This is a genomic window from Streptomyces aureocirculatus, from assembly GCF_000720475.1.
GTDB lineage: Bacteria > Actinomycetota > Actinomycetes > Streptomycetales > Streptomycetaceae > Streptomyces > Streptomyces aureocirculatus.
In genome coordinates this window covers 65,727-88,057 of the sequence record NZ_JOAP01000015.1, presented here as the reverse complement: position 1 = coordinate 88,057, position 22,331 = coordinate 65,727, and the positions used below count along the sequence as shown (strand labels likewise).

Below are 22,331 nucleotides of genomic sequence, written 5' to 3'. Positions count from 1 at the left end.
GGATGTGACGCGGACGAACCGTCATCATGCGTACCGCGCACCCCAGACCGGGTCAAGGTGTAGACCACCTGGCGCAGCCGCGGTGCGAGAATCCCCCCATGGCGGAAATCATCCAGCGCGACGGGACCTGGACCTTCGACGGAGAGACGCTGCGGCTTGTGCCGGGCCACGACAAGAGCGTCTCCCTGCTGCGCAAGACCCTCGGCGAACTCACCCTGCCGCTCGCGGCGTTGACCGGCATCGCCTTCGAGCAGGGCAAGAAGAGCGGCCGTCTGCGGCTGCGGCTGCGGGACGGCGCGGACCCCCTGCTCCAGGCGACGGGCGGCAAGCTCGCGGACTCCTCCGACCCTTACCAGCTCATCGTCGAGGCCGACCGTCACGGCGTCGCGGAGTACATGGTCGACGAGGTCCGCAACGCGCTGCTGCTCGAACAGGTCCCCGCCGACAACTGTGCCGGCTATCTGCTGCCGGGCCCCTCCGTGCCGCTCCAGGTCGCCGCCGGTGACGCCACGGTGAGCTTCGACGGGGAGCGCGTCCGCCTGGAGTGGAACTGGAAGACGGAGGAGGCCAAGGCCGCGGCGGGCACCCGCACGATCGCCCTGGCCGATGTCTCGGCGGTGGAGTGGCAGCCCGCCATAGGCCTGGAGAACGGCTATCTGCGCTTCGCGGTACGGAACTCCCCCACCAAGGCGCCGCCGAAGTACGACCCGAACTCCGTCGAGCTGTGGGGCTTCAAGAAGGACCCGCTGATGGCACTCGTCGCGGCGGCGGTGCAGGCCCGCCTTCCGCACCCGGCCGCGAGGCCCGAGCCCGCGATGACGGCCGGACCCGTGGACACGGGGAGCGCGCAGCCCGGCCCCGCCGCCGCCGAGGACGACCACGACGCGCTCCTGCGCCGCCTGCGCGAGCTGGGTGAGCTGCGCCAGAGCGGCGTCCTGACCGACGAGGAGTTCGCCACGGCCAAGCAGGCGGTGCTCAAGCGGATGTAAGCGATCCTGCCCGATATCGGGCAGGTTTCTTGCGTAAGACCCTTCGGTGTTCCAGGATCAACGGGTGCACGAGGAACTTGTCGATCACCTGACCCGCTCCACCCCGCTCCAGCGGGGTGAGGCGCTACGGGTGATCCAGGACGTGCTCGCCTACTTCGACGAGACCGCCGAGAGCTATGTCCGCCGCCGCCACCGCGAACTCCAGGGTCAGGGCCTGGTGAACGCGGAGATCTTCGAGCGGATCGCGGCGGACCTGCGGTACCGCGCCGTGGCACCGCCCGAGCTCACACTCAGACAGTTGCGGCGCATCGTCTACGGCTAGACCCATCCCCACCTCACCCAAGGGACCCTTATGTGCGGAATTGTCGGATACATCGGCAAGCGTGATGTCGCCCCACTGCTCCTGGAGGGCCTGCAGCGCCTGGAGTACCGCGGTTACGACTCCGCGGGCGTCGTGATCACCGGGCCGAAGGCCACCGGCCTGAAGATGGTCAAGGCCAAGGGCCGCGTCCGTGACCTGGAGGCCCGCGTACCCAAGCGCTTCACGGGCACCACCGGCATCGCCCACACCCGCTGGGCCACCCACGGCGCCCCGTCCGACGAGAACGCCCACCCGCACCTGGACGCCTCGGGCAAGGTCGCCGTCGTCCACAACGGCATCATCGACAACGCCTCCGAGCTGCGCGCGAAGCTGATCGCCGACGGCGTCGAGTTCCTCTCCGAGACCGACACCGAGGTCCTCACCCACCTCATCGCCCGCTCCGAGGCCGAGAAGCTGGAGGACCGGGTACGCGAGGCCCTGCGGCACATCGAGGGCACATACGGCATCGCCGTCCTGCACGCCGACTTCCAAGACCGCATCGTGGTCGCCCGCAACGGCTCGCCCGTCGTCCTCGGCATCGGCGAGAAGGAGATGTTCGTCGCCTCCGACGTCGCCGCCCTGGTCTCCCACACCCGCCAGGTCGTCACCCTCGACGACGGCGAGATGGCCACCATCAAGGCCGACGACTACCGCACGTACACGACCGAGGGTTCGCGCACCTCGGCCGAGCCGACCACCGTGGAGTGGGAGGCCGAGTCGTACGACATGGGCGGCCACGACACGTACATGCACAAGGAGATCTTCGAGCAGGCCGAGGCCGTGGACCGCGTGCTGCGCGGCCGCATCGACGACCGCTTCTCCACCGTGCACCTCGGCGGCCTCAACCTGGACGCGCACGACGCCCGCAAGGTGCGCCGCGTCAAGATCCTCGGCTGCGGCACCTCGTACCACGCGGGCATGATCGGCGCCCAGATGATCGAGGAGCTGGCCCGCATCCCCGCCGACGCCGAGCCCGCGTCGGAGTTCCGCTACCGCAACGCGGTCGTCGACCCCGACACCCTGTACGTCGCCGTCTCGCAGTCCGGCGAGACCTACGACGTCCTCGCCGCCGTGCAGGAGCTCAAGCGCAAGGGCGCCCGGGTCTTCGGCATCGTCAACGTCGTCGGCTCCGCGATCGCCCGTGAGGCGGACGCGGGTGTGTACGTACACGCGGGCCCGGAGGTCTGCGTCGTCTCCACCAAGTGCTTCACCAACACCACCGTCGCCTTCGCCCTTCTCGCCCTGCACCTGGGCCGCATCCGTGACCTGTCGGTCTCCGACGGCAAGCGGATCATCGCGGGGCTGCGCCAACTGCCCGCGCAGATCGAGGAGATGCTGGCGCGCGAGGACGAGATCAAGAAGCTCGCGCAGGAGTTCGCCGAGGCCAAGTCGATGCTCTTCATCGGGCGCGTACGCGGCTATCCGGTGGCCCGCGAGGCCTCCCTGAAGCTCAAGGAGGTCTCCTACATCCACGCCGAGGCCTACCCCGCCTCCGAGCTGAAGCACGGCCCGCTCGCCCTGATCGAGCCCGCCCTGCCGACGGTCGCGATCGTCCCCGACGACGACCTCCTGGAGAAGAACCGCGCCGCCCTGGAGGAGATCAAGGCCCGCAGTGGCCGGATCCTCGCGGTCGCCCACCGGGAGCAGGAGAAGGCGGACCACACGATCGTCGTCCCGAAGAACGAGGACGAGCTGGACCCGATCCTGATGGGCATCCCGCTCCAGCTCCTCGCCTACCACACGGCCCTGGCCCTCGGCCGGGACATCGACAAGCCGCGCAACCTGGCGAAGTCCGTCACGGTGGAGTAGAGATCCGCCCGGGCCGCGGCAGCCGCCCATGAGTGATCCCCTGTACGTGCCACCAGGCGTACAGGGGATCACTCTTCGAGGGACCGGGGTCGCCCATTACCTCGGCCCGCGCTCTCGTCGCCGGAAGCCGTCACCGACCGGCGCCCAATACGTACCCTTCACAAGGGCGCGAGCCACCCCTACGCACGAGTAGATTTATGCGTCGGCGCACCGGGACCGCTGCCGCGAAACCCTTGTCCCACCTGGCACGGGCGACGTCGGGGAAGCCCGGAAGGCGGCGGGGCGCGCGGGTGCGGACGGCGTCAGGGAATGACGACGACGGGGCGTTGCGCACGGCGCGCGAGCCGGCCCGCGACGGAGCCGAAGATGCGCCCCACGATGCCGTGGGTGGAGCCGACGACGATGGCGTCCGCGGAGTACTCGCGGCCCACCTCTTCGAGCTCGTGGCAGATGTCGCCGCCGCGCTCGACCAGGATCCAGGGGACCTCCGCCAGATAGTCCGCGCAGGCCAGCTCGAGGCCGAGGACCTCGGTGCGGTGGTCCGGCACGTCGACGAAGACCGGGGGCTCGCAGCCCGCCCAGACGGTGGTGGGCAACCGGTTGGCGACATGCACGATGATCAGACCGGAGCCGGAGCGATGGGCCATCCCGATCGCGTAGGCGAGGGCGCGCTCACTGGACGTCGAGCCGTCGAAGCCGACGACGACACCGTGCCGGAAGGCGGGATCGCAGGAATGACGTGGTTGTTCCGCCGCTCGGGGGGTCGCGCTCGGATCGGCGACCTGCCGTTTGCGGTCCGCGGGTTCGAAGTATTCGTGACCGGCCATCGGTGTCTCGGCGAAGGAGTCCTCTGTGGGAGGGTCGGCGTTTTTCAGGTGCGCGGTGGGCGGAGCGAGGGTGCGGTGCCGGGTAGGTGCACGGTAGGGAGCGGCTGAGCAGGTCGGACGCCGCGGTTACGCATGCGGAACGACACGGCTGGGACCGCGCGGCTGGGACGACGCGGAAACCGGACGCTTGTCCGGTAATCATCTTCCCAACCCCTTACCCCCAAGGGTACGGCGGCACTCCTCCCTTGCCCAGATCTGCCCCGGGGCGGTCCCGGGCACCGCCCGGTCCCCTACGGGCCCGGGTGAGGCCTCGGTGCGGCCTCGCGGCATTCACCGGAGCATGCATGAGCGGGGCCGGGATCGCAATGGCGGCTGCCCCGTACAGGCGGTTTGCGACCGGTTCGCGCGCGCGGTCCCTTCCGGCCAGTGACCGGCGGGTCGGCCACGCGTTGAACCCGGGAAACCACTCTTTCGGAGACATCCGCGATGGACGCGATGCCGCACCGAGAGCGAATCGAGGCCTACTGAGAGCAACGCAACGCCGCACCGGAATCGCCGCGATGCCGCACCGATCCGACCGACGCAACCGACCCGTCGGGCAGTCCCTCCACCACCGCCGCAGGGAGCATTCCGTGCCAGGACCGTCCAGCGCCGCCCCAGCCACAGGCCGCCGCCGGGCCCCCGACAGGGCGCGCGAAGGGGCGCGTCAGGGGGCGCGCGAAGAGACCCGCCAGGGGGCGCGCGCACGCCGGGGCGCCGAGGAGGGCTGGGGCGCCGGGAGCACCGGGGTTCCCGGTCCCCGGCCCGCCCGGCCGCCGTCCACCGCTCCGCAGGAGTCGGCGAGCGACGTGGTCCGGTGGGCCGCTTTCTCGTGCGTTCTGGTTCCCGTCGTCCTGGTGGGGTACGGGACCTCCCTGGCCGGTGCGGGCGGGGCGGCCCTGGGCCTCGCGGCCGTGACCGGGGTGTGCCGGGTGCTGCTTCAGCAGTCCGAGCGCGGGGCGGCACGGGCCCGGGCACAGCGGTCCGCGGGCGGCAGGGATCGGCGTCGGCGGCCGGCGTCGGGGGCGCATCGGGGCGGCCGCGGGACGGGATCGGGTGCGCCGGTGGACTGACTGATTCCCACGCACTTCTCCGAATGTTTTCAGCCAACTTCCCAGCCGTCGGCATTCCGTGGCCGAACGGGGGGTCAACCCACGTCCCACCAGGGGTGAAAGGAGCACGAAAGGGCTCTGCACCCTACGTTGACCGGCCACTGGCACGAGGCGTACTTCCCTGGGCGCTCCACGAGTGCGACGCTTCGTGATCGAATGCTTCACGCCAAGTTGCCATGTCGACAATGCGCCGGGTGCTGAACTGGTCACAGCGGCGTCACATGACGCAGTAGATTCGATCTTGACTGTAGTACGGCGGGGGACTGGTGGAGGACCGAGGGGAAACGTGCAGGAGCGACAGGCCCAGGAAGCACGTCAAGAACAGGGAGCCGCGACCACCGAGGGGGGCTTAGCGCCATGAGCCACGACTCCACTGCCGTGCAGGAAGCCGCGGCGCGGAAACTCTCCGGGCGGCGCCGCCGGGAAATCGTCGCGGTGCTGCTCTTCAGCGGTGGTCCCATCTTCGAGAGTTCCATACCACTCTCCGTGTTCGGTATTGACCGACAGGACGCGGGAGTGCCTCGCTACCGGCTGCTTGTATGTGCCGGCGAGGAGGGGCCGCTGCGGACCACCGGCGGCCTCGAACTGACCGCGCCCCACGGGTTGGAGGCGATCTCGCGGGCGGGCACCGTCGTGGTGCCGGCCTGGCGTTCGATCACATCGCCGCCGCCCCTTGAGGCACTGGACGCGCTGCGCCGCGCGCACGAGGAGGGCGCACGCATCGTCGGCCTGTGCACCGGTGCGTTCGTCCTGGCCGCGGCCGGTTTACTGGACGGCCGCCCGGCGACGACGCACTGGATGTACGCGCCGACGCTCGCCAAGCGCTATCCGTCCGTGCACGTCGATCCGCGGGAGCTGTTCGTCGACGACGGCGATGTGCTGACGTCGGCCGGCACCGCGGCCGGAATTGATCTCTGTCTGCACATCGTGCGCACCGACCACGGCAACGAGGCGGCGGGCGCGCTCGCCCGCAGGCTCGTCGTGCCCCCGCGCAGGGCAGGCGGCCAGGAGCGCTACCTGGACAGGTCGCTCCCGGAGGAGATCGGCGCCGATCCGCTGGCCGAGGTCGTCGCCTGGGCCCTGGAGCACCTCCGCAGTTCGACGTGGAGACTCTGGCCGCCCGCGCCTATATGAGCCGCCGCACGTTCGACCGGCGCTTCCGCTCGCTGACGGGGAGCGCTCCCCTGCAGTGGCTGATCACCCAGCGGGTGCTGCAGGCGCAGCGGCTCCTGGAGACCTCCGACTACTCCGTCGACGAGGTCGCCGGGCGCTGCGGCTTCCGCTCGCCCGTCGCGCTGCGCGGTCACTTCCGGCGCCAGCTCGGCTCCTCGCCCGCTGCCTACCGCGCCGCGTACCGGGCGCGCCGGCCGCAGAGCGAGCGTGCCCTGGAGTCGGCGGCGGCCGCCATGGCTGCCGCGCCGTCCATGGTCGCGGCGGAAGGCCCCGGTCCTGGTCCGGGCGGGAATCCCGGTCTGTCACCGGGTCCCGTTCCGTCCCAGACCCGGCGCACGGCGGCCGCGAGCTCGCTCGGCGCCACGGCGTCCATGCCGATGGACCCAGGCAGGTCGCACTCCGAGGCCTACGCGCAGAGCCGCGCTCCCCTGCCCGGCCAGAGGAGCGCGCCGTAGGGTTGGGCGCATGAACGATCGCATGGTGTGGATCGACTGCGAGATGACCGGGCTCTCGTTGACGGATGACGCACTTATCGAGGTGGCCGCACTGGTCACCGACTCGGAACTGAACGTGCTCGGCGAAGGTGTGGACATCGTGATCCGCCCGCCGGACGCGGCCCTGGAGACCATGCCCGAGGTGGTGCGGCAGATGCACACCACCTCGGGGCTCCTCGACGAGCTGTCCGGCGGCACCACGCTGGCAGCCGCCGAGGAGCAGGTCCTCACCTACATCCGGCAGCATGTGAAGGAGCCCCGCAAGGCCCCGCTGTGCGGCAACTCGGTCGGCACGGACCGCGGCTTCCTGCTGCGGGACATGCCGACCCTGGAGGACTTCCTGCACTACCGCATCGTGGACGTCTCCTCCATCAAGGAGCTGGCCCGGCGCTGGTACCCGCGGGCGTACTTCAACAGCCCGGACAAGAACGGCAACCACCGGGCCCTGGCCGACATCCGCGAATCCATCGCGGAGCTGCGCTACTACCGCGAGGCGATCTTCGTCCCGCAGCCGGGCCCCGACTCGGACACCGCCAAGTCGATCGCGTCCAAGCACGTCCTGCCCGCGGATTGACCCTCCCGGGCGCCCTCGGTACAGGGTCCGGAAAACGCGTGCGCGAGCACCCCTTCGGACCCTGTACACTTTTTCTCGGCCGGTCGGAAGAACGACAAGACCGGCCCGTGGTGGGTGTAGCTCAGTTGGTAGAGCACCTGGTTGTGGTCCAGGTGGCCGCGGGTTCAAGTCCCGTCACTCACCCTGAAGGATCAAGGCTCGGCCTGCGCAAGCAGACCGGGCCTTGATCATTTCCGAGGTGTGCCGCCCCCACCTCTCGATACCCGGGGCCGCGGTGCCGAACCTGGCCGAGCCGGGCGTCAACAGCACAACCGCCCCTACACAAGGTAACGGCCGTTGGGCGTACCGTTCTCAGTACGACCTTGAGAACGGAGCATCCGCATGCCCGCTTCGAGTTCCCCCGTACCCCCAGACCCCGGCGCGCGGCTTCGCGAACTCCGCCTCCGCCGCGGCCTGACCCAGGAGCGTCTCGCCGAACGCGCGAATCTGAGCCTGGGAGTGGTGAGGAAGCTCGAACGCGGCGGCACCGCTCGCCTCGACAACTATCACGCGCTCGCGCGGGCGCTGGGTGTCCGCACCTCAGCACTGTTCGAGTCCGGTGGCCCGCATTCCCGTACCCGCGGCGACGACGACAACATCGACTTGCTGCTGCTGCGGCAGGCCGTCGCACCGCCCATCAGCTTCTCCGGCCGCGTCACCGCACCCGAAACGGTGGCCCCTGAACCGGACCTCCCCCGTCTGCGAGCTACAGCCCAGGAGATCGGTACCGCCTACCACCAGGACCGCTATGGCGAGGTCGCCGAACTCCTGCCGGGCCTGGTGCACGCGGCGCATGCCGCCGTGCGGCACTATGACAGCGGAACGGAGCACACCGAGGCGCTGCGGGTTCGTTCCGACGCGCTCCAGATGGCCGGCCGCTACCTGACGCAGGTCCGCGCCTACGACCTGGCCCACACCGCGCTGCGCGACGCCATCGAGGACGCGGTCCGGGTGAACGATCCTCAGAGCGCGGCTGCGGCCGTGTACCAGCAGGGCTGGCTGCTGATGCGCCAGGGACGCTTGGACGAGGCAGAGCAGGTGAGCACCGCCACGGCGGACTTCATCGAACCGCGCATCTCGCGTGCCACCCGGCACTCTCTCGGAGCATGGGGGAAGCTGCTGGTGCACGGAAGCGCGGCGGCTGCTCGCAACAACAAGCCACAGACCGCCCGCGAGATACTGCGCCTCGGGCGCACCGCAGGGGCCGCGCTCGGTGCGGGGCAGGCAGTCTCGGTGTCGTCGTGGGGGCGTTTCGACTGGCGCACCGTGGCGTTCCAGGGCATCGAGAACCAGTTGGTGGCGCAGAGGCCGGACCGTGTGCTGCGGCTCGCTGAGCGGATGCCGACGCCCGCGGGCAGGAAGGGGCTGCTCTTCATGCGACGGCACCTGCTCGACGTGGCGCAGGCCCACGTCATGCTGCGCGACGGCGACGGGGCCACCGACATTCTGTGGTCGCTGTGGGCCGAGACGCCGGAGTGGTTGCGGCACCAGCGCATGGCTGAGGAGACGTTCCACGAGGCGCTGGGCAGGAGCAAGCGGCGTCACCTGACGTCGAAGCAGAGGGATCTGGCGGCGTTCTTCGGACCGCAGGACTAAGGGTCACGTCTCGTGCCTGTTGCGGTGAGGGCCGCAGGGCAACAGCCATGAGCCGTGACTGTTCCACCCACACCTTCGCGCTTACGTTCAGTGATGCAACGATCACTGGTACTACGGAGGTGCAGGCAGATGGGGCAGCACAAAAGCAGGCTGATCAGCAATTGGTTCGCCACGGCACACCCAGTGCCGCGCCAGGCCGATGCTGAGTGGGCGAATCACGGCGTCGCGCTGCTGCCGCTCGGTGTGCGCTTCGACGCCCTTCGCGTCCCGGCCCCGCGCATCCACGCCGCCGTCGGAAGCGACGACCGTGGGACTGTCGGCAAGGCTCTGGAGGGCTGGCTGCACGGCCCCGTCGTCCGCGACATCCGCACGGGCAGCGGCCTGTACTACGTACTCATCGCACCGGACGCTCCCTGGGAAGGGTCCGCCGAGCGCCTCGGCCAGGACATCTACCTGGCCGTGCCCCGCGTCGACACGCAGGTCTCCCCGGTCACCTTCTGGGCGGTGCCACCGCAGCACCCCGGACAACTGTGCGACCCCGCCCACCTCGCCGCGCTCCTCGCGACGGCCGAACCGCTGGCGGTCGAGTCATGAGTGCCACGTCTGCGGAGCTCGACGAACGGGCGACGCGGGTCTACGCGTCGTACATGGGACACCTGAACGCCTGCGCCCCCTGCCGACAGGAGGATTACTGCCCGAAGGGCACCCGCCTGCGCCGGGTGTGGAATGCCGCACGCGGCGCCGCCGTCAGGGCCCACCTGAACCGCACGGGAGGCAACCGATGCGGGACGTGACCGACCCCTTGCGGATGTTCGTCGTACCCGGCGCCGCCCTGCTCGACGTACAGCAGAACTCCGGCAACGCCTGCGTGTGGTGCCCGCGCACGCTGCGGCCCGGACAGGGCATCGCCCTGGGCGGCTCCGGCAACTGGCTGCCCCACGCCTGCCGCGACTGCTACGACGCCCAGACACGGCCCTGTTCTCGTATAGCTACGGCCAACGGACATGTAGCGCTGCGTGGCTGCTGTGATCGTCGTTTCCCCTCGCTGGGCGTCTCGTTGAGCTGAACGAGTGATCTCGGGTGGGCAGAGGAGCACGGGTGCGGCAGGACTGGGAGCCGGAGGACCTGATCGAGGTCTGGACGCTACTCGAAACGACATGAGGCGAGTGCGGAACAAATCCGGGACGACCAGGCTCGGCTTCGCGCTGTTGCTGAAGTTCTTCGAGGTGGAGGCCCGGTTCCGGGAGTCGGCCAAGGAGGTCCCGGCCGCCGCAGTGGAGTACGTGGCTCAGCAGGTCAAGGTGCCCGCCGCCGCGTGGGCGGACTACGACTGGCAGAGCAAGGCGATCCAGCGGCACCGGGGCGAGATCCGGGCGGCGTACGGGTTCCGGGCGAACACCGAGGAGGACCAGGACCGGCTGACCGGGTGGCTGGCGACCGAGCTGTGCCCGGCGGAGCTGTCGCGCGACCGGCTCGCGGCCGCAGTGGTGGCCCGGTGCCGCAACGACCACATCGAGCCGCCGGCGCCGGGGCAGGTGCGGCGGCTGGTGGGCAAGGCGGCGAAGGACTTCGAGAAGCGGTTCTGTCGCAGCACGATGGACCGGCTCAGCCAGGCGACTCGCTCGCGGCTGGAGGACCTGGTCGCGGACGACGGCCCGGAGGAAGGCGCCGACGGCGACGGCGCGACGGCCGGGGGCGGGCGGTCGCACTTTACTGAGCTCAAGACCGGCCCCGGGGCGCCGGGGTTGGAGAGCCTGCTGGCCGAGGTGAACAAGCTGGAGCGGGTGCGGCGGCTGGAGCTGCCCGCAGACCTGTTCGCCGACGTGTCGGAGAAGCTGGTAGACGCCTGGCGGGCACGCGCGTCGAAGGAGTACCCGGCGAACCTGGAGCGCATGAAGCCGCCTCTGCGGCTGACCCTGCTGGCCACGCTGTGCCACGTCCGGCAGACGGAGCTCACCGACTCCTTGGTGGACCTGTTCATCCAGCTCGTGCTCAAGATCAATACTCGTGCGGAGCGGAAGGTCGAGAAGGAGCTCGGGGCCGAGCTGAAAAAGGTTCGCGGCAAGGAGGCGACGCTGCTGCGGGTCGCGGAGGCGGCGCTGTCGGAGCCCTCCGGCACCGTGCGACGGGTGATCTTCCCTGTGGTCGGCGGGGAGAAGACGCTCAAGGCCTTGGCGGCGGAGGCTGCCGCGAACGAGGCCCGCTATAGGGCCCGGGTGCGTACGGTGCTGCGCTCGTCGTACTCGGCGCACTGGCGGCGGATGCTCGCGCCACTGCTGAAGGTGCTGGAACTGAAGTGCAACAACACCGCCTATCGGCCGGTGATGGACGCGATCGACTTGTTGAAGCGGTACCTGGAGCAGCCGCTGAAGGAGGGCGCGTTCTTCGACCCGGCGGAGACGGTGCCGCTGGAGGGCGTGGTCCCCGAGCAGTGGCGGGCGGCGGTCGTGGACGACAAGGGCCGTGTCGAGCGCATCCCGTATGAGCTGTGCGTGCTCGTGTCGCTGCGGGACGCGCTGCGGCGCCGCGAGATCTGGGTAGTGGGCGCGAACCGATGGCGCAACCCGGAGGACGACCTGCCCGTCGACTTCGAGGACCACCGGGACGTCCACTACGCCGCCCTGGGGCAGCCGCAGGACGCCGACGAGTTCATCACCGCGCTCCAGGGCAGGCTGCGGGCGTCGCTGGACCGCTTCGACCGTGCCCTGGCCGAGGGGACCACGGGCGGGGTGTCGATCGTCAAGAAGCACGGCGAGTCGTGGATCAAGGTGTCCCCGCGTGGCAAGCAGGAGGAACCCGAGTCCCTGGTGGCGATCAAGGCGGAGATCGAACGGCGCTGGGGCATGATCGACCTACTGGACATCTTGAAGTACGCCGAGTTGGGCGCGGACTTCATCGCCGAGTTCGCCTCGGTCGCCACCCGCGAGAATTTGTCCGAGGAACTCGGGCGGGCGGTACGGACGGCCGTCGTTTGCGACTACCTTGCCGACGTCGAGCTGCGGCAGGAGATCCACGGGCTTGCAGGTTGTGGAGAACTGGAACAGCGCGAACAAGGACCTCTTCTACGGCAAGGATGGCGACCTCGCAGGTGCGGACAAGGAGTCCCAGGAGGTGTCCATGCTCGCCCTGCACCTGCTCCAATCTGCCTTGGTCCACGTCAACACGCTGCTGATGCAGCAGGTCCTCGCCGATTCGAAGTGGGCCAACAGCCTCACCGACGCGGACCGGCGGGCGTTGTCCCCGCTGTTCTGGACGCACGTAAACCCCTACGGTCGGTTCGAGCTGGATATGAACAGCCGCTTGGAGCTGGACCTGGCCGCCGGGGCCGCGACGGTGCCCGGCCCGCGCACGCCCGAGGTCCAGAGCGCGGCGTCCTCCGCGTGACTGGCGCCGGGCGTGCGGCAGAGGCATGGGTCGGGCGGACGCGCCGCCGCGCGTACATCCTCTGCTCCCAGCCGTTGCCGGTGGCGTGCTTCAGTTGGTCTTCGCCGACTCGTCGAAGAATCTGACGATTCGGGGCAGGGCTTGCCGCACCGATTCGTTGTGGTCGTATTCGCCGACGTCGGTCAGCCGGTGTGCGGCGCCGTTCCTCGTCAACTGGTCGGCACAGTAGGTCGCGTGACTGATGTCGACGTCCTTGTCGCCCCGGCCGTGGAAGATCTCCACCGGTACGTTCGGCCGCCAGTCGCACGTGTTGTCCATCGGACGCAGTTTGTCCTTCAGGACACCGTCGGGCTTGCGGATCTTGTTCAGGAAGTCCTCGGTGAACAGGTCCTTGGAAGCCGCCGGGAGTTCGCTGAAGATCTGTCCGGCGGTGTGATGGCCGTCGAAGAGACCCTCCACCTTGCTGTCGTAGGGGGAGCGGAAGACGTCGCCGGGTGACGTGTAGAGGCCGTACATCTTGTTCCAGGCGGTGACGAAGTAGGCGAGGTAGATGCCGGATTTGGCGATCTTGTCGTCGGCTGCGGCGGCCTCGAAGGCCGAAAGGTTGTAGGGGCCGCTGACCGGGGCGAGTGCCCCCAGCCGGAAGTAGCGGTCGGCGCCCTCCTGCTGAAGCGCCCGGCCTACCAACATGGTCGCGGGGCCGCCCTGCGAGAACCCGCTGACCTGGACCTTCCGCTTCAACTCCCGGCCGTTCCGGTGGGCGAAGGTCCGGGCTGCGCGCAGGCCGTCCACCGAGGCCGCGACGGTGGCCAGAGGGTCACCGTACGGGTGGAAGCCTTCGCCCGAGCCGAGGCCCACGTAGTCGGGCGCCGAAACGGCCCGCCCGGTCGAGGCGAACAGCAGGGCGACGAGCCGGTCGTTCGACTTCGGATTCTCCGAGGCGACGTCCTTGCGATAGACGGTGGTGCCGTGCAGCCAGGAGACGGTGGCCAGGTGGCGCGCCCCGTTCTTGGGCAGGACGACGAGCTGGCTCGCGGTCGTGGGGGCGCCCGCGCTGTCAGTGGTGCGGTAGGTGACCCGATAGGCGGTCACGCCAAAGCGGACCCGGGACGAGTCGATCTTTCCCCGGAGTTCCCCGGCCACTTCCTCCGCTGTAAGGTCGGCCGCTTGCTCGACGGAGACGACGGTCCCGCCTTGTACCCGCTCACTGTGGGAGCCGGCCGCCGCCGAGACCGGAGCCACCAGGGCGGACACACTGCCGAGGACCGCCGCACCAGCCACAATCCGAATACTTGTTCGCCGTAAAGTCATGGATGGATTATGCCCGTCGGCTGCTCCGCTGGGACATGGAGCGACCCCCCGGGCCGCAAAGGGGGAAAACCCCCTCGGGGCCCGTAGGGGATGCCGACTGCCCTATCCCCTACGGGACAGGCTCTGTAATCCCGGCTCGGACACCAGGAAGCAAATAACCCGCTGGTAGGTTTTGGATGTTCAGCGACGGCGACGTGCGGCGGGGTCGCGCTATCTACTGCGGCACTCCCATGACGAGCCATCAGGCGCCAGACGCCTAATAGGCCGACCTCGAAGCGGAGTCCCTGCTACCGCTAATCGCCGTACCGCCGTACCTCGCACCCGGTCCAGCCCCGAGCGTCACCCAGCGCTACATGTCCGTTGGCCGTAGCTATACGAGAACAGGGCCGACACGGGCACTCGCGACATACCTGGACTGGCACGATCACGCCGCCACCTGCCCGCTCTGCACGATGGAGCCCCGCGCATCACCGCCCGCACCCTCGGCCACGACCACATCCACGCACTGGCCCAGGCCAGGAAACCCAAAACGTTCTGCTCCGGCTGCCACCGCACAGCCGAGCCGGACACGTTGCGGTCACCTGTTCATGGGAACGGCCGGGATGCTGTTCGGCTACCTGCACCTGGAGGGATGCCACGCCCGCCCACGGCCCGCCGCATAAGCGTCGGCGCGACGAGCTGTGATCGTGCAGCTCTTCGGGTACGCACCATGCCACCCTCCGCCTTCGCCGGGGTGATCCCGTGCAGGGAGCCGCGTCCGGGCCATCGCCCCAGGACACCTGCCCCAGGGCACCCGCCCCCTCACCACGACGTCACGACGACTCCCTGCACACCAGCTCCGTAGGCAGCACGATCTGCTGCCGCGCAAGGCGCCGCGCCGCGCTCGGGCGGGTGTCGGCGATCTCGGCCAGGAGGACGTTCGTCATCGTGCGGCCCATCTCCGCTATGGGCTGGCGGACACTGGTGAGGGGCGGGTCCATGTGGCGGGCGATGGCCGAGTCGTCGAAGCCGACCAGGGCCACGTCGTCCGGTATGCGGCGGCCCGCCTCGCGGAGGACCTGGCGGGCGCCCGCGGCCATGACGTCCGATCCCGCGAAGACCGCGTCCAGGTCCGGGCGGCGGGCGAGGAGGTCGGCCATCGCGCGGCGGCCGCCGTCCTCGGTGAAGTCGCCGTGGGCCGTCAGGTCCGCGGACGGCGGGTGGCCCGCCTCCGTGAGCGCGTCGACGTAGCCGTCCAGGCGGCGCTGGGCGCCGTACACGTCCAGGCGGCCCGTGATCGTGGCTATCGTGCGGCGGCCCCGCGAGAGCAGGTGGCCGACGGCCGCCCGCGCGCCCCCGAAGTTGTCGGAGTCCACCGACGCGAGGCGTTCCTCCGCCGAGCGGCGGCCGCTGATCACGGCCGGGATCTCCAGTTGCTCGAGCAGGTCGGGGAGAGGGTCGTCGGCGTGGACGGAGACCAGCAGGACACCGTCCACGCGGTGCGCCGACAAGTACTGCGCGAGGCTTCGACGCTCCCTGTCGCCACCCGCGAACGTCAGCAGGAGCTGCATGTCCGTGTCCGCGAGCGCCGCGCCGACGCCGTGGATGATGTCCGAGAAGTACGGCTCGGAGAAGAAACGGGACTCCGGCTCGGGGACCACGACCGCGATGGAGTCCGTGCGGTTGGCGGCCAGCGCGCGGGCCGCCGTGTTCGGGACATAGCCGAGCTCCGCCACCGCCTCCTCGACGGCCGCGCGCGTGTGCTCACTGACCCGGGGCGATCCGTTGATCACCCGGGACACGGTGCCGCGTCCGACTCCCGCCCGCACTGCCACTTCCTCCAGCGTGGGCCGTCCCCCGCTGCGCCCCCTGGGCTGACCACTCCCCATTCAGTGCCTCCCCACGACGCGAATCTAACAGCAGGGCCACGACCACCAGCGGCGGCACGGTCGGCCCGCAACTCCCGGTGTCCGGTGCCTTGACACCCCCGGGACGACCCGCGAACCTTCAAGGCATCACACATGGGAGCGCTCCCACCCCTACCCGGCTCTTACACGACCCACACGTCCCGTCCCAGCCGAATTCCGGCATTTTCCGCATGCGGGGCCGGAGTTCCGCCGCGGTCGGCACGTCCGGGCACCAGGAGGACGCAATGCGCTACAGGACTCGAACGCCCCGCCGAGCGGTGGCCCTCGCGGCCGTCGCCGCCCTTGCCACCGGGCTGCTCGCCGGCTGCGCCGATGACTCCGACGAGCCCGGCGGGTCCTCGGGGGGCGGCGGCGACGGTGGCGACAAGGGGAAGACGACGCTGACCGTCGGGGTCTTCGGTGCTTTCGGGCTACAGGAGGCAGGGCTCTACGACGAGTACGAGAAGCTGAACCCCGACATCAACATCAAGCAGAACTCCGTACAGCGCAACGAGAACTACTGGCCCGCCCTCCTCACCCACCTCAGCAGCGGCAGCGGCCTCTCCGACGTCCAGGCCGTCGAGGTCGGCAACATCGCCGAACTGACCGGCACCCACTCGGCCAAACTGGTGGACCTCGGCAAGACACAGGGTGTGGACAAGGGCGCCTACCTGGGCTGGAAGTGGCAGCAGGGCACCACCAAGGACGGCAAGACCGTCGGCCTCGGCACCGACATCGGACCGACCGGCATCTGTTACCGCAAGGACCTGTTCAAGAAGGCCGGACTGCCGACGGACCGCGAGGAGGTCGGCAAGCTCTGGGCCGGGGACTGGAAGAAGTACCTGGAGGCGGGCAAGCAGTACAAGAAGAAGGGACCCGAGGGCACCGCCTTCGTCGACGGCGCCACCGGCGTCATGGCCGCCGTGCACGCCTCCGGCAAGGAGAAGTTCTACGACGCCGACGGCGAGCTGGTCTACAAGGACAGCGCGGGGGTCCGGGAAGGGTGGGAGCTCGGGGCGCAGTTCGCCGAGGCGGGGCTCACCGCCAAGCTCCAGCAGTTCCAGCCCAGTTGGGACCAGGCCTTCGCCAACGGCTCCTTCGCCACCGTGACCTGCCCGCCCTGGATGCTCGGCTACATCAAGGACAAGGCGGGCGACAAGGGCGAGGACCAGTGGGACGTCGCCGCCGCGCCCAAGCCCGGCAACTGGGGCGGCTCCTTCCTGAGCGTGCCCGAGGCGGGCAAGAACAAGGAGGAGGCCGCCAAGCTCGTCACCTGGCTGACCGCCCCGAAGCAGCAGGCCAAGCTGTTCGACAAGCGCGCCAGCTTCCCGAGCGCCGAGGCCGCCTACGACCTGCCCGAAGTGAAGGACGCCAAGAACCCCTACTTCGGTGACTCCCCCGTCGGACAGATCTTCGCCAAGGCCGCCGAGGGCGTGCCGGTCCAGCCGATCGGCCCCAAGGACGGGATCATCTCCCAGTACCTGGCCGACACCGGAATGCTCGGCGTCGACCAGAAGGGGACGTCGCCCGACAAGGCCTGGGACAAAGCCATGAAGACGATCGACAACGCACTGGACCAGTGATCACCCGGTGACCGACATCCCGAGTGACACCCGTGCCGCCGCGCCCTCCACGGGGGAGGAGGGCGCGGCCCCCCGCGCGCGACCGGCGACACCACTCGCCGACCCGGCCGCCGAACGCCGCCGCGCCCGCCGCAGCCGCCGCTACCGCCGGGACGTGAAGTGGAGTCCCTACGCCCTCGTCGCGCCGTTCTTCCTCTTCTTCCTCGCCTTCGGTCTCTTCCCGCTGCTCTATACGGGGTGGGCCTCGCTGCACCGCGTGGAGCTCGGGACACCCACCGACATGGAGTGGGTGGGCCTGCGCAACTTCTCGCGGCTCCTGGAGGACGACTTCTTCTGGAACGCGCTGCGCAACACCTTCACCATCGGCGTCATCTCGACCGTGCCGCAGCTCCTCATGGCACTGGGTCTGGCCCACCTCCTCCACTACCGCCTCCGCGGCTCGATGTTCTTCCGCGTCGCGATCCTCACCCCGTACGCCACCTCGGTGGCCGCGGCGACGCTCGTCTTCGTCCTGATGTTCAGCCGCACCGACCACGGCATGATCAACTGGGGTCTCGGTCTGGTCGGCGTCGACGCCGTGGACTGGCAGAACGGCGACTGGACCGCGCAGTTCGCCGTCTCCGCGATCGTGATCTGGCGGTGGACGGGCTACAACGCGCTGATCTACCTCGCCGCCATGCAGGCCATCCCGAAGGACCTGTACGAGTCGGCCGCTCTGGACGGCGCGAGCCGCTGGCAGCAGTTCCGGCATGTGACGGTGCCCTCGCTGCGGCCGACGATCCTGTTCACCTGCGTGGTGTCGACGATCGGTGCGACCCAGCTCTTCGGCGAGCCGCTCCTGTTCAGTCAGGGCGCGAGCCCGACCGGCGGCTCCGACCACCAGTTCCAGACGCTCGGGCTCTATCTGTACGAGCAGGGCTGGTTCAACCAACACCTGGGGCGGGCCTCGGCGATCGCCTGGACCATGTTCCTCATTCTCGTCCTGATCGGCCTGCTCAACTGGGCGATCAGCCGATGGATCCGCAGAGACGCGTGAGGGGATGACGTGGCAAGCCTGAAGAAACGCGGCGCCGGGCGCCAACTGCGGGGCGGCAAGGTGACGTACGCCGTGCTGATCCTGTTCACCGTCGGCTCCCTCTTCCCGCTCGTGTGGACCGCGATCGCCGCGTCCCGCAACAACACGCGGCTCGCCCAGACGCCGCCTCCTTTCTGGTTCGGCGGCAACCTCTTCAAGAACCTGGAGATCGCCTGGACCGACGCCAACATGGGCACGGCACTGATAAACACCCTGGTGGTAGCGGGCAGCATCACCGTGGGCACCGTGCTCTTCTCCACCCTCGCCGGATTCGCCTTCGCCAAGCTGCGCTTCCGCTTCCGGGGGGTGCTCCTGCTGCTTGTGATCGGCACGATGATGGTGCCGCCGCAGTTGAGTGTCGTACCGCTGTTCATGATGGTGGCGGAGTTCGGCTGGACCGATCAGTTGCAGTCCGTGGTCCTGCCGACGCTGGTGAGCGCCTTCGGGGTCTTCTTCATGCGGCAGTACCTCATCGAGGCGCTGCCGACCGAGCTGATCGAGGCCGCCCGGGTGGACGGTGCCAGCAGCTTCCGGCTGATATGGCACGTCGTCTTCCCCGCGGCCAGGCCCGCGATGGCCGTCCTCGGCATGCTGACCTTCGTCATGGCCTGGAACGACTTCTTCTGGCCCATCATCGCGCTGACCCAGGGCGGCGAACCCACCGTGCAGGTGGCCCTCGCCGGGCTCGGGCGCGGCCAGATTCCCGACCAGTCCGTGATCATGGCGGGCGCGCTGCTCGGCACGCTGCCGCTGCTCATCGCCTTCGTGCTTTTCGGCAAGCAGATCGTGGGCGGGATCATGCAGGGCGCCGTCAAGGGCTGACCCACGCCGTACCGGCCGCCCCCGCCGCGCGGTCGGCCGACCCGTCCTTTCCGTACAACCCTTGCTTTCCGTACAACCCTTGGGAGCGCTTCCATGACCGACGCGAACCTGCGGTTTCCGCCCGCCTTCCTGTGGGGAGCCGCGACCGCCGCGTACCAGATCGAAGGGGCGGTGCGCGAGGACGGCAGGACGCCGTCCATCTGGGACACCTTCAGTCATACGCCGGGCAAGGTGCTCGGCGGGGACACCGGGGACGTGGCCTGCGACCACTATCACCGGTGGCGCGACGATGTGCGGCTGATGGCGGACCTGGGCATCGGCGCCTACCGCTTCTCCGTGTCCTGGCCGCGGGTGCAGCCCACCGGGCGCGGGCCCGCCGTGCAGCGCGGGCTCGACTTCTATCGCGCGCTCGTCGACGAGCTGCTCACGCACGACATCACGCCGATGGTCACGCTCTACCACTGGGACCTGCCGCAGGAGCTCGAGTCGGCCTTTCCCAGCGGCTCTCCGGCAGGCGGCTGGCCGGAGCGGGACACCGCGTTCCGCTTCGAGGAGTACGCCGGGATCGTCGCCGGGGCGCTCGGGGACCGGGTGGAGTGGTGGGCGACCCTCAACGAGCCCTGGTGCAGCGCGTTCCTCGGCTACGGCTCGGGCGTGCACGCGCCGGGCCGCACCGACCCCGCGGCCGCCCTGCGCGCGGCTCACCACCTCAACCTCGCCCACGGCCTGGGCGCGCGGGCGCTGCGCTCGGTCCTTCCCGGCCGCGCCCAGGTCGGCGTCTGCCTCAACCCGAGCGCCGTGCGCCCCCTGACCTCCGCGCCCGCGGATCTCGACGCGCGCCGCCGCATCGACGCGCTCGCCAACCGGGTCTTCACCGGGCCGATGCTCCGCGGGACGTACGACGACGATCTGCTGGCGGACACCGCCCGGATCACGGACTGGTCCTTCGTGCACGACGGCGACCTGGGCGTCACCCGGCAGCCACTCGGCTTCATCGGCATCAACTACTACTCCCCCGCTGTCGTGTCGGCCTCCGCCGACGCCGCCGCGAACGGTCCGCGCCTCGATGGGCACGGCGCCGCCGAGCACTCCCCCTGGCCGGGCGCCGACCACGTCTCCTTCCATCGCGCCCCCGGCGAACTCACCGCCATGGGCTGGCCCGTGGACCCCACCGGCCTGACTGACCTTCTCCTTGAGTACACCGCTCAAGCTCCCGGGGTTCCCCTTTTCGTGACCGAGAACGGCGCGGCCTACGACGACAAGCCCGGCGCGGCAGGCCAGGTCCACGACCCCGACCGCGTCCGCTATCTGCACGGCCATCTGACCGCCGTGCACCAGGCGCTCCTGTCCGGCGCGGACGTACGCGGCTACTTCCTGTGGTCCTTGATGGACAACTTCGAGTGGGCGTACGGCTACGGCAAACGGTTCGGGGCGGTGTACGTCGACTACGACACGCAGGTGCGGACGCCCAAGTCGAGCGCCCACTGGTACGCGAAGGTGGCCGCGAGCGGGGAGCTGGCCCCGCCGGACCAGGAGGGCGAGCGCTGAGCGGGGGATATGAGGGCGCCCCGGCCGGGTGGGGGGGAAGTGCCGACCGGGGCGCGTGTGGGGGGAGACATGGGCTCCTTGTGGTCCGCGAGTGCACGTTAGCGCCGCGATCCGGCGACAAAACGGGCTTCCGGGGCCCGGGGTGGGATCTTGAGGTTCGCTTAAGGGTGCGATCGGGGCCGCCAAAGGTTGGCGACCCCGGAGGGGGGTGCGGTCCGCCGGGCGGGCGGGGTGTGTGCCCCGTCAGGGGCGCGGGGAACTGCGCGGCCAGCCCAAAACATGCCGCAGACGCGTCTGCGGCTGATTCGTGGCTGAGCGCGCAGTTCCCCGCGCCCCTTACGGGCCACACCCCGGCCCCGTAATGAAGAGCGCCTCGCATCCCTGGGGATCCAGAGGCGAACCTCCGTACCGCCGAGGACCGACCTGCTGATGCGGACGTCGCCGCCCGTGGACTCGGTGAGGCGGCGGACGATGTCGAGGCCGAGGCCGGTGGAACCGGTCGCGCCCGCGGCGGGGCCGGAGCTGCCGCGGGCCAGCGCGGCCTCCGGGTCGGCGATGCCGCCCCCGGCGTCGGACACGAGCACGATCACCGCGTCCTCACCGCTGTGCACGTCCACGGCGAACGCGGTCCCCTCCCGGGTGTGCCGGAACACATTGCCGAGCAGCGCGTCGAGCACGGCGACAAGGTCGGCCCGCGCCACCGGCAGCCACACCGGCGTGTCGACGCCCGCGACCCGCGCCTCGCGCCCCTCGTCCTCGGCGAGCACCGACCAGAACTCCATGCGTTCACGGATCACTTCGGCGGCGTCGCAGCCCGCACCAGGACCGGTGTGGACACCGACCGCAGTCTGCGGGCGCGCGTCACGCGCGGTGCGGATGATGGTGTCAACCTCGTGTTCGAGGCGTTCCACGGCGGTACGGGTGTGCTCGGCGGCGGGCCCATCACCGAGCGAGGCCGCGTTGAGGCGGAGCACCGTGAGCGGGGTGCGCAGGCGGTGGGAGAGGTCGGCGGCCAGTTCACGTTCGTTGGCGAGGAGCTGGACGACCTGGTCGGCCATGGAGTTGAACGCCACCGCGGCGAGCCGCAGTTCGGTGGGCCCGTCCTCCGGCACCCGGGCGCCGAGCTTGCCCTCGCCCAGGTCGTGCGCGGCGCCCACGAGCCGCCGAGCGGGCTGGACCATGCGCACGCCGAGCCGGTCGGCGACCGCGACGGAGCCGATGATCAGCGCCACACCGACCCCGGCGAGCATCACCCAGGCCGTGGTCACACCATTGCTGACCTCGCTCTCCGGCACATGGATCTCGACGACGGCGATCTCGCCCGAGCCGAGCCCGAAGGGCTGGAGCAGCGCGAAGCCGCCGGGCACGCTCGCGGTCCTGGCCCGCCCCTGCTTCCGGGCGGCCGCCACCTGGTGCGGTCCGGCACGCCGTTCGCCGATCTCCAGGGGCGGCTTCCCGCCGACGGCCGGCAGATGCACGGCCATCCGCCCGTCGCCACCCGCCTCGGACGTGGCGACGGCGCGGGTCAACTGGGCGCGGTCGGTGGTGATGGAGAGGGTGGGGCCCATTCCCGCGGCGTGCCGTTCGGCGTTGGAGAAGGCACGGTCGCGGGCCATCTCCTGGATGACGAGGCCGAGCGGGACGGCGAAGGCGGCCACGACCATCGTGGTGACGGCGAGGCACACCTTCACCAGCGCCCACCTCACGGC

At 70.1% G+C, this 22,331-nt stretch carries 18 protein-coding genes, 1 tRNA gene and 2 pseudogenes; 17 read left to right on the top strand and 4 right to left on the bottom strand.

The window, feature by feature from the left end; all coding sequences use genetic code 11:
• The first annotated feature begins 98 nt into the window (after positions 1-98).
• From IG78_RS0115565 to glmS, 3 genes are all read left to right on the top strand, one after another.
• Positions 99-989: a DUF4429 domain-containing protein gene (locus IG78_RS0115565; RefSeq protein WP_030563392.1), complete on the top strand. Its 891-nt coding sequence runs from the start codon at positions 99-101 to the stop codon at positions 987-989.
• A gap of 64 nt (positions 990-1,053) precedes the next feature.
• On the top strand, positions 1,054-1,311 hold the full coding sequence (locus tag IG78_RS0115560; RefSeq protein WP_030563390.1) for a hypothetical protein: 258 nt from the start codon (positions 1,054-1,056) through the stop codon (positions 1,309-1,311).
• A 30-nt stretch (positions 1,312-1,341) separates the two neighbouring features.
• Positions 1,342-3,159: a glutamine--fructose-6-phosphate transaminase (isomerizing) gene (gene glmS, locus IG78_RS0115555; protein ID WP_030563388.1), complete on the top strand. Its 1,818-nt coding sequence runs from the start codon at positions 1,342-1,344 to the stop codon at positions 3,157-3,159.
• A gap of 302 nt (positions 3,160-3,461) precedes the next feature.
• Here glmS and IG78_RS0115550 read toward each other — a convergent pair whose 3' ends face one another.
• A complete protein-coding gene (locus IG78_RS0115550) occupies positions 3,462-3,986 on the bottom strand; it encodes a universal stress protein (RefSeq protein WP_030563386.1) in 525 nt (174 codons plus the stop codon).
• Positions 3,987-4,618: 632 nt separating this feature from the next.
• Between IG78_RS0115550 and IG78_RS52645 the strand changes: the two genes are divergently transcribed.
• The 10 genes and pseudogenes from IG78_RS52645 (at position 4,619) to IG78_RS51350 (ending at position 12,397) form a co-directional block, all read left to right on the top strand.
• Entirely contained in the window at positions 4,619-5,098 is a 480-nt protein-coding gene (locus IG78_RS52645) for a hypothetical protein (RefSeq protein WP_404827682.1), read from the top strand.
• Between the two features lie 396 nt (positions 5,099-5,494).
• A pseudogene (locus IG78_RS42175) lies at positions 5,495-6,765 on the top strand (helix-turn-helix domain-containing protein).
• A gap of 10 nt (positions 6,766-6,775) precedes the next feature.
• Positions 6,776-7,378 carry an oligoribonuclease gene (gene orn, locus IG78_RS0115535; protein ID WP_037685269.1) on the top strand — a complete coding sequence of 201 codons (603 nt, stop codon included), beginning with the start codon at positions 6,776-6,778 and terminating at the stop codon, positions 7,376-7,378.
• Between the two features lie 110 nt (positions 7,379-7,488).
• Positions 7,489-7,561, top strand: a tRNA-His gene (locus tag IG78_RS0115530).
• A gap of 198 nt (positions 7,562-7,759) precedes the next feature.
• Positions 7,760-9,013, top strand: a complete 1,254-nt coding sequence (locus tag IG78_RS0115525; protein WP_030563380.1) for a helix-turn-helix domain-containing protein — start codon at positions 7,760-7,762, stop codon at positions 9,011-9,013.
• 129 nt (positions 9,014-9,142) lie between these two features.
• Entirely contained in the window at positions 9,143-9,607 is a 465-nt protein-coding gene (locus tag IG78_RS0115520) for a hypothetical protein (protein WP_051852660.1), read from the top strand.
• Positions 9,604-9,807 (top strand): hypothetical protein, encoded by a 204-nt coding sequence (locus IG78_RS49195; protein WP_157855801.1) that lies wholly within the window; start codon positions 9,604-9,606, stop codon positions 9,805-9,807. The genes IG78_RS0115520 and IG78_RS49195 overlap by 4 nt, the downstream gene beginning before the upstream one ends.
• On the top strand, positions 9,795-10,079 hold the full coding sequence (locus IG78_RS49190; RefSeq protein ID WP_157855800.1) for a hypothetical protein: 285 nt from the start codon (positions 9,795-9,797) through the stop codon (positions 10,077-10,079). The genes IG78_RS49195 and IG78_RS49190 overlap by 13 nt, the downstream gene beginning before the upstream one ends.
• A 91-nt stretch (positions 10,080-10,170) precedes the next feature.
• Positions 10,171-10,560: pseudogene (locus IG78_RS51355) on the top strand (DUF4158 domain-containing protein); the annotation flags it as partial.
• Between the two features lie 1,480 nt (positions 10,561-12,040).
• The gene (locus IG78_RS51350; protein WP_225882020.1) at positions 12,041-12,397 is read left to right on the top strand and encodes a Tn3 family transposase; all 357 of its coding nucleotides are present in this window, start codon (positions 12,041-12,043) and stop codon (positions 12,395-12,397) included.
• A 90-nt stretch (positions 12,398-12,487) separates the two neighbouring features.
• Here the strand turns inward: IG78_RS51350 and IG78_RS0115510 are convergent, their stop codons facing one another.
• Positions 12,488-13,708, bottom strand: coding sequence for an alpha/beta hydrolase family protein (locus IG78_RS0115510; RefSeq protein ID WP_030563376.1), 1,221 nt, complete (start codon positions 13,706-13,708; stop codon positions 12,488-12,490).
• A gap of 812 nt (positions 13,709-14,520) precedes the next feature.
• The gene (locus IG78_RS0115505; RefSeq protein WP_030563374.1) at positions 14,521-15,576 is read right to left on the bottom strand and encodes a LacI family DNA-binding transcriptional regulator; all 1,056 of its coding nucleotides are present in this window, start codon (positions 15,574-15,576) and stop codon (positions 14,521-14,523) included.
• A gap of 263 nt (positions 15,577-15,839) precedes the next feature.
• Between IG78_RS0115505 and IG78_RS0115500 the strand changes: the two genes are divergently transcribed.
• The 4 genes from IG78_RS0115500 (at position 15,840) to IG78_RS0115485 (ending at position 20,622) form a co-directional block, all read left to right on the top strand.
• Positions 15,840-17,177, top strand: a complete 1,338-nt coding sequence (locus IG78_RS0115500; protein ID WP_030563372.1) for an ABC transporter substrate-binding protein — start codon at positions 15,840-15,842, stop codon at positions 17,175-17,177.
• 16 nt (positions 17,178-17,193) lie between these two features.
• A complete protein-coding gene (locus tag IG78_RS0115495) occupies positions 17,194-18,213 on the top strand; it encodes a carbohydrate ABC transporter permease (protein ID WP_030563370.1) in 1,020 nt (339 codons plus the stop codon).
• 9 nt (positions 18,214-18,222) lie between these two features.
• Positions 18,223-19,074 (top strand): carbohydrate ABC transporter permease, encoded by an 852-nt coding sequence (locus tag IG78_RS0115490; RefSeq protein WP_030563369.1) that lies wholly within the window; start codon positions 18,223-18,225, stop codon positions 19,072-19,074.
• 93 nt (positions 19,075-19,167) lie between these two features.
• Complete coding sequence (locus IG78_RS0115485) at positions 19,168-20,622, top strand: GH1 family beta-glucosidase (RefSeq protein WP_030563367.1); 1,455 nt, start codon at positions 19,168-19,170, stop codon at positions 20,620-20,622.
• A 161-nt stretch (positions 20,623-20,783) separates the two neighbouring features.
• Here the strand turns inward: IG78_RS0115485 and IG78_RS0115480 are convergent, their stop codons facing one another.
• Positions 20,784-22,328, bottom strand: a complete 1,545-nt coding sequence (locus tag IG78_RS0115480) for a sensor histidine kinase (protein WP_078964937.1) — start codon at positions 22,326-22,328, stop codon at positions 20,784-20,786.
• Positions 22,329-22,331: the final 3 nt, after the last annotated feature.

Bases quoted from the DNA above. Each gene is read 5' to 3' on its own strand.
- IG78_RS0115500 (WP_030563372.1), top strand. From the start codon at position 15,840: ATGCGCTACAGGACTCGAACGCCCCGCCGAGCGGTGGCCCTCGCGGCC.
- IG78_RS49195 (WP_157855801.1), top strand. From the start codon at position 9,604: ATGAGTGCCACGTCTGCGGAGCTCGACGAACGGGCGACGCGGGTCTAC.
- IG78_RS0115565 (WP_030563392.1), top strand. From the start codon at position 99: ATGGCGGAAATCATCCAGCGCGACGGGACCTGGACCTTCGACGGAGAG.
- IG78_RS0115485 (WP_030563367.1), top strand. From the start codon at position 19,168: ATGACCGACGCGAACCTGCGGTTTCCGCCCGCCTTCCTGTGGGGAGCC.
- IG78_RS0115550 (WP_030563386.1), bottom strand. From the start codon at position 3,986: ATGGCCGGTCACGAATACTTCGAACCCGCGGACCGCAAACGGCAGGTC.
- IG78_RS0115525 (WP_030563380.1), top strand. From the start codon at position 7,760: ATGCCCGCTTCGAGTTCCCCCGTACCCCCAGACCCCGGCGCGCGGCTT.
- IG78_RS49190 (WP_157855800.1), top strand. From the start codon at position 9,795: ATGCGGGACGTGACCGACCCCTTGCGGATGTTCGTCGTACCCGGCGCC.
- orn (WP_037685269.1), top strand. From the start codon at position 6,776: ATGAACGATCGCATGGTGTGGATCGACTGCGAGATGACCGGGCTCTCG.
- IG78_RS0115510 (WP_030563376.1), bottom strand. From the start codon at position 13,708: ATGACTTTACGGCGAACAAGTATTCGGATTGTGGCTGGTGCGGCGGTC.
- IG78_RS0115520 (WP_051852660.1), top strand. From the start codon at position 9,143: ATGGGGCAGCACAAAAGCAGGCTGATCAGCAATTGGTTCGCCACGGCA.
- IG78_RS0115505 (WP_030563374.1), bottom strand. From the start codon at position 15,576: ATGGGGAGTGGTCAGCCCAGGGGGCGCAGCGGGGGACGGCCCACGCTG.
- glmS (WP_030563388.1), top strand. From the start codon at position 1,342: ATGTGCGGAATTGTCGGATACATCGGCAAGCGTGATGTCGCCCCACTG.